This window comes from Acidaminococcus sp. HCP3S3_G9_1 (genome assembly GCF_052122455.1).
In the GTDB taxonomy this organism is placed as follows: domain Bacteria; phylum Bacillota; class Negativicutes; order Acidaminococcales; family Acidaminococcaceae; genus Acidaminococcus.
Window position 1 is genome coordinate 59,220 of sequence record NZ_JBQKCH010000013.1, and the last position, 11,621, is coordinate 70,840.

Below are 11,621 nucleotides of genomic sequence, written 5' to 3' on the forward strand. Positions count from 1 at the left end.
GAGTCCAAGGAGGTATACAGTATGGAAATCAATGGAAAGCGTCTGATGGAACATATCAATACTTTGGGAAAAATCGGCATTGGAGAGGATGGCAGGCGGATCCGGCTGGCGGCCAGTGATACCAATCGGCAGGGCCGGGATCAGGTAGCAGCATGGATGGAGGAAGCCGGTCTCCAGGTAGTGGTGGACCGGATCGGGAATATCTTCGGCATCTGGGAAACGCCGGAAAACAAGGGAGAAACTCCCATGATGGTGGGGTCCCACATCGATACGGTGATCAATGCCGGTCAGTATGACGGCTGTCTGGGGGTGCTGGCTGGCATCGAACTGTGCCAAACCCTCCAGGAACAAGGGGTCCGTCCCAAGCATCCTCTTGTAGTGGGAGTGTTCACCAACGAAGAAGGGGTCCGGTATTCGCCCGATATGATGGGCAGCCTGGTGTACGCAGGGGGACTTTCCTGCGAAGAAGCCCTGGCTTCTGTAGGCACAGATGGGACCATCCTGGGGAAAGAACTGAAGCGGATCGGATATGGGGGTACCGTGGAACCCGGGTTCCTGAAGCCCTTTGCCTTTCTGGAACTCCACATCGAACAGGGCCCCATCATGGATGTGGAAGGGTACGATATCGGAGCTGTAGAAAATCTCCAGGGCATCCACTGGCAGCAAGTGACCATCAAAGGAGCCGCCAACCATGCAGGGACTACGCCCACACGGCTCCGCCACGATGCGGGCCTGGCTGCGGCCAAAGTCAATGTGTTCTGTCGGCAGATGGTGGAAAAATCCGGCGGGGTGTGCACCATCGGCACCATGGCCTACCAGCCCAATGCGGTGAACGTGATCCCCAGTGAGGCGAAATTCACCATCGACCTGCGGAATCCGGACAAGGCCAGATTGGATGGAGATGAAGAGATCCTGGCTGCCTATCTGGAACAGCTGGCCCAGGAAGAGGGCGTGGAAATCACCGCCAAACGGATGACCTGTTTCGATCCAGTGCCCTTTGATGAAGGAATTTGTCAGAAAGTGGAAAAAGCCGCTGCTGCCCGGAACTTGAAATGCCGCCGGATGGTGTCCGGAGCCGGTCAGGACGCCCAGATGATGGCTCGGATCTGTCCCACCGCCATGATCTTTGTACCCAGCGTCAAAGGCATCAGCCACAATCCGGCCGAATACACCCCGGACCAGGCCTGCATCAACGGGGCCAATGTGTTCTTGGATGTGGTGCGGGAAATGATCGGGGCATAAGAAAGGGGATGGGAGAGAGGATTGAAATGGATTTCAAAGAACAACTGACGGCTTGGCGCCATTATCTCCATCAGCATCCGGATACGGCCTTTGAGGAAAAAACGGCTCCCCAGCTGGTTGCAGAACAGATGCGGGCCTGGGGGATCCAAGTGGAAGAAGGCATCGGCAAGACCGGAGTGGTAGGCACTCTCCGGTGCGGGAACGGCGGAGGCTGTATCGGCATCCGAGCGGATATGGATGCTCTGGATATCACGGAACGGAGCTGCCATGACCATATTTCCCTGTGTCCGGGGAAAATGCATGGCTGCGGTCATGACGGCCATACGGTGATGCTGTTGGGAGCGGCCAAACTGCTGGCGGATCGGAAAAATTTCAATGGCACGGTCCGCTTTATCTTTCAGCCGGCAGAAGAACCAGGCCGGGGTGCCCAGGCCATGATCGATGACGGGCTGTTCGAACGGTTCCCCATGGATGAAATCTATGGCCTCCACAATGCGCCTTTCCTGCCGGCCGGGACCCTTTCCACCCGGGTGGGGGGCATGGCTGCCAGCGAAGATGATTTTTCCTTCACCATCACTGGAAAAGGGGGCCATGCTTCTTCTCCCCACGAAGGAAATGATCCACTGGCTTCTTTCGCAGAAATTTATCTGGCACTTCAGACCATCGTCAGCCGGAATGCGCCGCCCATGCGTCCAGTGGTGATTTCCTGTACGGAAATCGAGACGGATGGGGCTCACAATGCCATCCCCACCACCGTGACGGTACGGGGAGATGCCCGGACTACAACACCGGAAGACCAGCAGTTGGTGGAAAATCGGATGCGGGATATTGTGGAGGGAATCTGCCGGATGAACCACGCCCAGTGCAGCTTTGCCTACACCCATGAGTTCTTTCCTACGGTCAATGACGCTGGATGCGTCCAGCATGCGGTGCGGGCTGCCCAGGCGGTGGTGGGAGAAAAACGGACTTTTGGAGACTGTGAGCCATGGATGGCGTCGGAAGACTTTGCTGCTTTCCTGAAACATGTGCCTGGTTGTTTCCTGCTTTTGGGAACTGGAAAAGAGAAAAGCGGAAATGTCTCTCTTCATCAGAATATCTATGACTTCAATGATGATGTATTGGCAACAGGAGCAGAATTTTGGGCCGAGCTGGTAAGGCTCCGGCTGGCAGCATAAGAAGGGAGCATGACCATGGAGAACGAAATCAAGATCGTGACCCGGAAATCCAGCGGGAAATGTCAATGGGACGGGCTTTTTACCCGGCAGGCAGCAGAAACCGCCTGGAACTTCCATCGGACCATCCCGGGATACGTGCCCACGCCTCTGGTGGATTTGAAAGGATTGGCAGAACACCTGGGGCTGGAGGCGTTCTATGTGAAAGATGAAAGCTTCCGGTTCGGGCTCAATGCTTTCAAGGGACTGGGCGGCAGTTTCTGCGTGGCCCAAGTCCTGGGAGAGAAACTGGGGATTCCCATAACAGAAATGACTTTTGCCCTGCTCCAGGATCCTGCAGTCCATGCAAAGATCAAAGATCTGTGCTTTGTGACGGCCACCGACGGGAACCACGGCCGGGGCATTGCTTGGACCGCCCACTGCCTGGGAGTGAAGAGCCGGGTATTCATGCCCAAAGGAAGTTCTCGGGAAAGGCTGGAGAACATCCGGGCTTTGGGCAGCGATGCCTGTATCACGGAATTCAATTATGATGATACGGTGCGCCATGCTGCCCGGGTGGCGGAAGAAACCGGCGGAGTACTGGTCCAGGATACGGCCTGGGAAGGATACGAAACCATTCCCGGGTGGATCATGGAAGGGTACACCACCCTGGCCCTGGAAGCGGCAGAGGCTCCCTCCCAGCCGCCCACCCACATTTTTCTCCAGGCGGGAGTGGGGGCCATGAGCGGGGCTCTTGCAGGTTTCTTCGCTGATTATTACGGCAGCCGGAAGCCAGTGATCACCATTGTGGAACCCAATCGGGCGGACTGCATCTTCCGTACGGCCGCTGCCGGGGATGGGAAGCTCCACACTGTGACTGGGGCATTGGACACCATTATGGCCGGATTGGCCTGCGGGGAACCCTGTACCTTGGGCTGGGGAGAACTGGCAGCTCATGCCGAGCATTTCGCTTCTGTTCCTGATTGGGTGGCGGCCCAGGGCATGCGGATCCTGGGCGCACCGGTCCCCGGGGACTCCAGAGTGATTTCTGGGGAAAGCGGAGCGGTAACCAGCGGCTTTGTCTGTGAACTGTATCGGAACAAAGAGCTGGAACCTCTGAAAAAGGAACTGGGCCTGGACAAAGATTCCCGGGTCCTGTGCATCAGCACTGAAGGCGCTACGGATCGGGAGAGCTACCGGCGCATCGTCTGGGACGGAGCCTGGGGAAAACCCTGCAGTTGATGCACCTGACCACCTGACCACATTGGCGGGGCGCCGGGCCTGCCCCCCTGACCGCATAATTCCTTGCCCCCGTCCTCCTGGGACAGGGGCGCCTTTTTATGATATAATAAAATATAAGTATCCATTTTTTTCAATTTCAAGGAGGTCATTCTCATGATTCAATTTACGTATACCATCCAGGATCCTCAGGGTATCCATGCCCGTCCCGCCGGCATGCTGGTAAAGGAAGCGGCCAAATTCCAGTCCAAATGCAGCGTGGCCGGCAACGGCAAGACCGGGGACCTGAAACGGATCTTCTCCCTGATGGGCATGGGGATCAAAGCCGGCATGGAACTGACGGTTTCCGTGGAAGGACCGGATGAAAAAGAAGCGGCAGCCGCTCTGGAAGCATTCCTGAAAGCCAATCTGTAAGGAGGACTGTCCATGAAGCTTGTACAAGGGAAGGGAGCCTCTGCCGGGGTTGCGGCAGGGCCCATCCTGGTAAAGCCGGCAGGCCGTCAGCCGGAGATCCGGCTGGACACCTGTCTGGATCCCCAGCAGGAACTGAAACGGCTCCAGGCTGCCCAGCAGCAGGTCATCGAAACCCTGGAAGGGCTGAAGGAAAAAGCACGGCAGCAGGTAGGGGAAGAAGAAGCCGGCATTTTTGAAGTCCATCAGATGATGGTCCAGGATCCGGATCTGTGTGACACCATTACAGGTCTGATCCAGGAAAACCACATGACGGCGGAAGGGGCGGTCCGGGAAGCGGGCAGTCAGTTCGCCGCCATGCTGGAAGCCATGGACGATGAATACATGCAGGCCCGGGGGGCCGATGTGCGGGCGGTGTGCGGCCAGCTGGAAGATGCTCTGGCCCAGGGAGGCCGGAGCTGGACGGAACTTCTCACCCAGCCTTCCATTATCTGCGCCGACGACCTGACTCCCAGTGAAACCCTCCAGCTGGACAAATCCCTGATCCTGGGCTTTGTGACCAGCGGAGGCAGCGCCAACTCCCACACCGCCATCCTGGCCCGGACCATGAAGATCCCTGCCATCGTCCATACGGGAATCACCCTGGACGAAGACTGGAACGGTACCCTGGGAGCCCTGGACGGGGGCACCGGGAATTTCTGGCTGGATCCGGAACCCAAGGTGCTGGAAGCCCTGAAGGAAAAACAACAGCAGCACCGGGCGGCGGAAGATGCCCTGGAACAGTTCCGGGGGAAACCCACCTGCACTGCCGACGGCCGGACCATCGCCCTGTACGGGAATATCGGCCAGCCGGAAGACATCGACCTGGTGCTCCAGAACGACGGGGAAGGGGTAGGCCTGTTCCGCAGTGAATTCCTCTATCTGGGACGGGAAGACTATCCCACGGAAGACGAACTGTTCGAAGCCTACTGTACCGCTGCCCAGGAACTGGAAGGCCGGAAGCTGATCATCCGGACCCTGGACATCGGGGCGGACAAAAAAGTGGGCTATTTCCAGCTGCCGGAAGAAGAGAATCCGGCTCTGGGGTTCAGAGCCATCCGGATCTGCCTGAAGCGGCCGGAAATCTTCCTGACCCAGCTCCGGGCCATTCTCCGGGCCTCCGCCTATGGGGAAGTGGCAGTGATGTTCCCCATGATCGTTTCCGCAGAGGAAGTGAAGGCGGCCCGGGCCCTTCTGGAACAGGCGGCAGCCAGCCTCCGGGCAGAAGGAATCCCCTTTGACGAGAAGCTGGAAGTGGGGATCATGGTCGAAACGCCGGCGGCGGCCATCATCAGCGACGACCTGGCCCGGTACGTGGATTTCTTCAGTATCGGCACCAACGATCTGACCCAGTACACTCTGGCGGTGGACCGGCAGAATGCCAGCCTGGAAGAACTGGGGAAGGCCAGTCACAAGGCGGTGCTCCGGCTTATCGACCTGACCATCCGGAACGGCCATGCCGGGGGCTGCTGGGTGGGCATCTGCGGAGAAGCCGCAGCGGACCCGGAACTGATCCCTTATTTTGTAGCCATGGGTGTGGATGAACTGAGCATGTCCCCCGGGAAGATCCTGGGGGCCCGGAAGCTGATCAGCACCCTTCGGGCGGAATGAGAAAGGAGGCGGACCGTTGATCGATCTGGATTTGAAACAGGCGGCGGACAAAGCCATTGCCCTCCAGCCGGATAAACGGGTCCTGCCTTTCCTGTACCAGGACCAGGCCCTGTTCATCAAACGGAAACTGTCCAACCACCGGAACGCCTTTGCCAAACAAAGTGTGGAAGGGGCCTTCTGGTGCGAGGTGTACAAAATCATGACGGTGAACCAGTATTTTCCCCTGGCACCGGAAATCGTCCTGCTCCAGGATGACTATTTTGTCATGAAAGCGGTGGGCAAGACCCTCCAGGGGGTGGCCAAGGAAGCCCCCTGGAAGGACTGCCGGCTGGAAGCCTACCACAAGGCAGGGGAAGCCCTGGCGAAACTCCACCAGATGGGGCTCCACCATGGCCGGCCGGCTCTCCGGGACATTGCCTATGACAAGGAACAGGACAAGATCACTTTCCTGGACTGGGAAAATGAAAAGCGGTTCATCGACGCGGACCCCCGGGTGCTGGATCTGTTCCTGTTCGTCCACAGCTGTTTCCGGGAAAAGAGCTGGAAAGACAGGAGCCTGTTGGAAGAAGCCATGAAAGGCTACTGCAACAGTCCGGCGGGACGGGAAATCCTCCGCCAGGCCAAGGCCCTTATCGGCAGATACAAAACAGCTTTTGCTCTGTGCGAAAAGCTCCGGTGCTTCGGCTGGCGGGACGTGACCAGCCTGGATGATGCCCGGAAGTTCATCCTGGAACGGGAGTAAGGAGAAACCATGCATTTTGGACCTCGATTGGAGGCAGTGGCGGCCCTGGTGCCTCCCTGCCGGACCCTGGCAGATGTGGGCACGGACCATGCCTACCTGCCGGTACTGCTGCTCCAGGAAGGAAAAATTGAGCAGGCCATTGCCGGGGATGTGGTCCCCGGTCCCTGTGAGGCAGCCCGGCACACGGTCCGGCAGTTCCATCTGGAAGAACGGATCGCCGTGCGCCAGGGCAGCGGCCTGACCGTGGTGGCCCCGGGCGAAGTGGAAACGGCTGTTATGGCAGGCATGGGGGCGGAAACCATGCTGCAGATTCTGGGGGAAGCCCCGGAGGTGTGGCAGCATCCCGCCTTCCGACATCTGGTGCTCCAGCCCATGAGCGATTCCTGCCGGCTCCGGCTTTGGGCGGAAGACCATGGCTGGGCGGTGGTCCGGGAGGAGCTGGTCCGGGAGGGAAAGCGGCTTTACGAACTGCTGCTCCTGGAACCTTCCCCGGGCTGGAAATATCCTGGCAGCTGCCGGGAAGTGGGGGATGATCTGGTCCGCCGGCATCATCCCCTGCTGGCAGAATTCGTGGCGGAAAAGAAAAAGAAGATCCAACGGCTGCTGACCCAGATGGACCGGAGTGAGCGGGCCCGGGCCAGCCGCCAGTACAAGGAATATGAGACCCTTTGGAAACAACTGGAGGAAATTGACTGTGGAAACGGAAGAAATGGAAAGTAAGGAAACCACCGTAACGGACATTTGTCTGTTCATGAACCAGCTGGCCCCTGTAGCCTATGCGGAAAGCTGGGACAACCCGGGGCTGCTCCTGGGACATCTGGCCCAGCATGTGCACAAGATCCTGGTGGCCCTGGACCTGAGCCCTGAAGTGGCGGAACAGGCCATCGAACAGGAATGTGACATCATCATCACCCACCATCCCTATTATTTCAGCCTGCCCAAGACTCTGGCGGTTACGGACACCAAGATGGAAGTGCTCTATGAGCTGATCAAACACGATGTGGCTCTTTATGCGGCCCATACCAACCTGGATGCGGCCAAAGGCGGGGTCAATGATGTGCTGGCCGCCCGGCTGGGTCTGGAAGATGTAACGGAAATCCCCCGGAAGGACTGCCCGGAACAGGGACTGGCCCGGATCGGGGTGCTGGCCGAACCGATGGAACTGAATGCTTTCGCTGCCAAGGTCCGGGATGACCTGGGTGCGGAACACCTGACCTTTGCCGGCGGGGAAGAACCGGTTTACAAAGTGGCCGTAGTAGGCGGCAGCGGAGCCGACTTTATGGAGGATGCCCTGGCGGCCGGTGCCGATACCCTGGTTACCGGAGATCTGAAGTACCATGTGGCTCAGAAGGCCCTGAACCTGGGGCTGAATGTAGTGGACGGCACCCATCAGCTTACCGAGAGCCCGGTGATCGACAAGCTGGAACAGGTGCTCAACACCTGGCGGGATGAATCCGGCCGTCATTTTGAAGTGATCCGTGCCGAAGAAGAACGGATCCTCCAGACGGTGTAAGGGGCGGCTGTCATGATCCGAGATCTGCAGTTGGGGAATGCCATGGAACAACCCTGCCTGGTCCGCCTCCAGAAGGTGGGCACCTCCTCCAACGGCAAGCCTTATGCCAAGGGGCTGCTGGAAGACAACAGCGGCTGCATTCCCTTTATCTGTTTCGAAGCCGGTCCCATTGGCCGGCTCCGGACCATGGAGGCCCCTTCTCCCTATATCATCGGGGGAAAGGTGGATGTGAACAAATATTCCACCACCATGGCCTACCAGGTGATTGTCCAGAAGGTCCAGGCGGTGACGGAAGAGGACGATCTGTCCAATCTGCTGCCCAGCGGTCACATCGATCTGGAAAAATACAAGACAGAATTTCAGGCCTTTATGGGCCGGATCCAGGATGACGGCCTCCGGGAACTGGTGGAAACCCTGTTTTCCGGGAATACCCTCCGGCAGTTCTTGAAGAATCCGGCGGGAATGCGGCTCCACCATGCCTATGTGGGCGGGCTGCTCCACCACACCGTGTGCGTCACCCGGCTGGCCGTGGCCATGGCCGGGGCCATCGGGAACGTGGATCTGGACCTGGTGATTGCCGGGGCCCTGCTCCACGACCTGGGAAAGATCCGGGAAATCTCTTCGGACCTGGGATTCCCCTATACCACTGAAGGCCGGCTCATGGGCCATATTTCCATTGGAGCCATGGCCGTGGACCGGGCTGCCCGGAAGATCCCCGACCTGTCGGCGGACCGGCGGGAACGGCTCCTCCACATCATCCTCAGCCATCACGGGGACCAGGACAAAGGATCCCCGGTGGTGTGCGTCACCAAGGAGGCCTTCATCGTCCATTATGCGGACGAAGTGGATTCCATCATGAATCAGTTCCACGAAAAAGAACGGAGCGAATCCTGGGAATACGACAAAATGTTACAGCGGTACCTGTGGAAGGTTTGACGGATTGACCAACCTATGGTATCATTTCATCCAGTGAGTGCGGAAAGATAATCGCGGCAGCCTTTGTGCTGATGAGGAAAGTCCGAGCTCCGCAGGGCAGGATGCTGGATAACGTCCAGTGGGGGCGACCCTAAGGAAAGTGCCACAGAAAACAAACCGCCGGCTTTGCCGGTAAGGATGAAACGGTGCGGTAAGAGCGCACCAGCGGTCAAGTGATTGGCCGGCTTGGTAAACCCCATCCGGAGCAAGACCAAATAGGGAAGGGATGAAGCGGCCCGCTGATCCTTCCGGGTAGTGTCGCTTGAACCTGCAGGCAACTGCAGGGCTAGATAAATGATTATCGTTGACAGAACTCGGCTTACTGAGCACTCACCTTTTTGAAAAATACCTTGTGCGGAAGCACGAAGGAGGAAATACCATGGAAATGATGCATATTGGCAGCGCAGACGCTTTTGACAAACTGATCCAGGATGCAGGCAAACCGGTACTGGTGGACTTCTGGGCCACCTGGTGCGGTCCCTGCCGGATGCTGGCTCCCGTTATCGAAGACCTGGCAGCAGAACATCCGGAAGTCCAGTTCGCCAAACTGGATGTGGACCAGGTGCCAGACGTGGCCATGCGGTTCAACGTATCCGCCATCCCTACGGTGGTGCTGTTCAAGGCCGGCAAGGAAGTCCAGCGCTTTGTAGGGGTTGAACCCAAAAGTGCCTACGAACAGGCTTTGGCCGTTTTATAACGGAAAGGAAGACAATGCATGAAAAAGATCTCTTTTGTCGTGCCTGTCTTCAATGAAGAGGAGAATATCCACGAGTTTTACAGGCGCCTTACGCAAGTAATGGCGCCTTTGCCGTATGATTACGAAATCCTGTTCATTGACGATGGTTCCAAAGACCGGACCAGCCAGCTGATCCGGGAACTGGCAGAGAAGGATCCCAATGTCCAGGGGTATGTGTTTGCCCGGAATTTCGGCCACCAGCTGGCTCTGACCTGCGGTCTGGACCAGTCCACCGGGGACGCGGTGATCTCCATGGACGGGGATCTCCAGCACCCGCCGGAAATGGTGCCGGAACTGCTGAAAAAATGGGAAGAGGGCTTCGAAATCGTCCAGACCGTGCGGAAAGCCACGGAAGACGCCACCTGGTTCAAAAATATAACCTCCCGCTTATACTACAAGCTGATCAATTCCATGAGCGAGGTGCGGATCACCCCTGGGGGCAGCGATTTCCGGCTGATGGACCGGAAGGCGGTGGATGCCCTGAACCGGTTCCGGGAACGGGCCCGGTTCATCCGGGGGATGGTGAACAATCTGGGGTTCCGGTACACCACCCTGGAATTTGTGGCACCGCCCCGGTTCGCCGGCCATTCCAAGTTCAATCTGCGGAAAATGCTCCGGTTCGCCCTGGACGGGATCACGGCCTTTTCCCGGGTGCCCCTGCGGCTGGCCCTGTATGTAGGGTGCATTGCAGGGCTGGGGAGCATCCTGCTCATCGGTCATGTCATTTATGTGAAATATATTATCCAGGATGCGGTTCCCGGGTGGACCACCCTGGCAGCGGCAGAGTTCTTCCTGGGAGGTGTGGAGCTGATCGGCATAGGGATCGTGGGAGAATATGTGGGCCGGATCTTCGATGAAGTGAAGCAAAGACCTTTGTATATTATTCGTGAACATATCGTGAAAAGTGGTAACAGCCAATAGACAGCGAATAAGAGAATTGTTATAATTAGAACCGGCAAAACTAAATAAAAAAGCCGAATCACAGCAATGTGAACGGGGGAACCAAAGTGGGGTTAATTTCTTCGGAATAGGGCATCTCGACCCGCACCCGGCAGCTAACTTCGTAGGCGTAATCGAGAGGATGTGTTTATTATATTTAGGAGGATGATGCTTGGCGTAGTGCTGGCAGCGGCAACCACCGCAGCAGTGGCACTGCCTGCGCAGAACGTTTTTGCCAGTTTCAAACAGGGTCAGTCAGGACCGGAAGTGGCAGCCATCCAGGAACAGCTCCTGATGGAAGGCTACGATATCGGGATCCCTGACGGGGTCTATGGAGCCCGTACCGTGGCTGCAGTAAAGAAATATCAGGCCAGCATGGGTCTGGCAGCAGACGGGGTCATCGGGAACTTCACCTACAAAAAGCTCATGGGCAGAGAAATGCCCACCCACCGTACGCTGAACACCAACCGGGGCTATGGCAGCAGCTATGGTTACGGCAGCAGCACGGCCAGAGAGCTGATCAGCACCGCTTACGACTATGTGGGCGTGCCTTATGTATTCGGGGGGACCACTCCCTGGGGCTTTGACTGTTCCGGTTACACCCAGTACGTGTTCCGGCAGATGGGGATCGAAATCCCCCGGACAGCGGATGCCCAGTACTATGCTTTCCCGAAAGTTTCTTCCAGCGAGCTGGAACCGGGAGACCTGGTGTTCTTTGAAACTTATGAACCGGGCCCTTCCCACTGCGGCATCTACATCGGCAACGGTCAGATGCTCCAGGCAGGGAGCAGCACCGGTGTCACCGTATCCAACGTATTCAGCGGATACTGGGGCGCAAGATATATCGGAGCGGCAAGAGTCCTCTAACCGCCGCTTCCCCGTCAGGGATGATCCCTGACGGGTGTTTTTTTGGGTTCTATAATAAATGTTGGGGTCTTGTGGACACTCCTGTTCACAAGACCCCTTGTCTTACGATAAAATAAAGACATATCTAAGCTACATTTCACCTCAACCACCACGAAG

Annotated in this window: 12 protein-coding genes, 1 other RNA gene and 1 riboswitch; all 13 genes read left to right on the top strand. The window is 57.5% G+C overall.

The genetic code is table 11. The features are described 5' to 3' along the window. Positions 1-21: 21 nt before the first annotated feature. The 13 genes from ACTQY1_RS08790 (at position 22) to ACTQY1_RS08850 (ending at position 11,465) form a co-directional block, all read left to right on the top strand. Positions 22-1,242 (top strand): Zn-dependent hydrolase, encoded by a 1,221-nt coding sequence (locus ACTQY1_RS08790; protein WP_022486717.1) that lies wholly within the window; start codon positions 22-24, stop codon positions 1,240-1,242. Positions 1,243-1,250: 8 nt separating this feature from the next. Continuing rightward, positions 1,251-2,417, top strand: coding sequence for an amidohydrolase (locus tag ACTQY1_RS08795; RefSeq protein WP_441368705.1), 1,167 nt, complete (start codon positions 1,251-1,253; stop codon positions 2,415-2,417). Positions 2,418-2,432: 15 nt separating this feature from the next. Continuing rightward, complete coding sequence (dpaL, locus tag ACTQY1_RS08800; protein WP_441374063.1) at positions 2,433-3,635, top strand: diaminopropionate ammonia-lyase; 1,203 nt, start codon at positions 2,433-2,435, stop codon at positions 3,633-3,635. A gap of 153 nt (positions 3,636-3,788) precedes the next feature. Continuing rightward, positions 3,789-4,046 (top strand): HPr family phosphocarrier protein, encoded by a 258-nt coding sequence (locus ACTQY1_RS08805; protein ID WP_012938187.1) that lies wholly within the window; start codon positions 3,789-3,791, stop codon positions 4,044-4,046. Between the two features lie 12 nt (positions 4,047-4,058). Next, positions 4,059-5,693, top strand: a complete 1,635-nt coding sequence (gene ptsP, locus ACTQY1_RS08810) for a phosphoenolpyruvate--protein phosphotransferase (protein WP_022486714.1) — start codon at positions 4,059-4,061, stop codon at positions 5,691-5,693. Positions 5,694-5,709: 16 nt separating this feature from the next. Continuing rightward, the gene (locus tag ACTQY1_RS08815) at positions 5,710-6,435 is read left to right on the top strand and encodes a hypothetical protein (RefSeq protein ID WP_022486713.1); all 726 of its coding nucleotides are present in this window, start codon (positions 5,710-5,712) and stop codon (positions 6,433-6,435) included. A 9-nt stretch (positions 6,436-6,444) separates the two neighbouring features. Next, entirely contained in the window at positions 6,445-7,155 is a 711-nt protein-coding gene (locus ACTQY1_RS08820) for a tRNA (adenine(22)-N(1))-methyltransferase (protein ID WP_022486712.1), read from the top strand. Further along, positions 7,130-7,948, top strand: a complete 819-nt coding sequence (locus tag ACTQY1_RS08825; RefSeq protein WP_022486711.1) for a Nif3-like dinuclear metal center hexameric protein — start codon at positions 7,130-7,132, stop codon at positions 7,946-7,948. Before ACTQY1_RS08820 ends, ACTQY1_RS08825 begins: the two co-directional genes overlap by 26 nt. A gap of 12 nt (positions 7,949-7,960) precedes the next feature. Then, on the top strand, positions 7,961-8,884 hold the full coding sequence (locus tag ACTQY1_RS08830) for a 3'-5' exoribonuclease YhaM family protein (protein ID WP_022486710.1): 924 nt from the start codon (positions 7,961-7,963) through the stop codon (positions 8,882-8,884). Between the two features lie 34 nt (positions 8,885-8,918). After that, positions 8,919-9,260, top strand: an RNA gene (gene rnpB, locus ACTQY1_RS08835) — RNase P RNA component class A. 15 nt (positions 9,261-9,275) lie between these two features. Further along, positions 9,276-9,620, top strand: a complete 345-nt coding sequence (gene trxA, locus ACTQY1_RS08840) for a thioredoxin (RefSeq protein WP_308664228.1) — start codon at positions 9,276-9,278, stop codon at positions 9,618-9,620. Between the two features lie 18 nt (positions 9,621-9,638). After that, entirely contained in the window at positions 9,639-10,580 is a 942-nt protein-coding gene (locus ACTQY1_RS08845; protein ID WP_022486708.1) for a glycosyltransferase family 2 protein, read from the top strand. Positions 10,581-10,621: 41 nt separating this feature from the next. Continuing rightward, positions 10,622-10,744: riboswitch (cyclic di-AMP (ydaO/yuaA leader) on the top strand. 22 nt (positions 10,745-10,766) lie between these two features. Beyond that, positions 10,767-11,465: a C40 family peptidase gene (locus ACTQY1_RS08850; RefSeq protein ID WP_022486707.1), complete on the top strand. Its 699-nt coding sequence runs from the start codon at positions 10,767-10,769 to the stop codon at positions 11,463-11,465. Positions 11,466-11,621 lie beyond the last annotated feature (156 nt).

What these genes read in the sequence shown, in the direction of transcription:
- ACTQY1_RS08790 (WP_022486717.1), top strand. Translation starts at nt 22, where the DNA reads ATGGAAATCAATGGAAAGCGTCTGATGGAACATATCAATACTTTGGGA.
- ACTQY1_RS08795 (WP_441368705.1), top strand. Translation starts at nt 1,251, where the DNA reads ATGGGAGAGAGGATTGAAATGGATTTCAAAGAACAACTGACGGCTTGG.
- dpaL (WP_441374063.1), top strand. Translation starts at nt 2,433, where the DNA reads ATGGAGAACGAAATCAAGATCGTGACCCGGAAATCCAGCGGGAAATGT.
- ACTQY1_RS08805 (WP_012938187.1), top strand. Translation starts at nt 3,789, where the DNA reads ATGATTCAATTTACGTATACCATCCAGGATCCTCAGGGTATCCATGCC.
- ptsP (WP_022486714.1), top strand. Translation starts at nt 4,059, where the DNA reads ATGAAGCTTGTACAAGGGAAGGGAGCCTCTGCCGGGGTTGCGGCAGGG.
- ACTQY1_RS08820 (WP_022486712.1), top strand. Translation starts at nt 6,445, where the DNA reads ATGCATTTTGGACCTCGATTGGAGGCAGTGGCGGCCCTGGTGCCTCCC.
- ACTQY1_RS08830 (WP_022486710.1), top strand. Translation starts at nt 7,961, where the DNA reads ATGATCCGAGATCTGCAGTTGGGGAATGCCATGGAACAACCCTGCCTG.
- ACTQY1_RS08845 (WP_022486708.1), top strand. Translation starts at nt 9,639, where the DNA reads ATGAAAAAGATCTCTTTTGTCGTGCCTGTCTTCAATGAAGAGGAGAAT.
- ACTQY1_RS08850 (WP_022486707.1), top strand. Translation starts at nt 10,767, where the DNA reads ATGCTTGGCGTAGTGCTGGCAGCGGCAACCACCGCAGCAGTGGCACTG.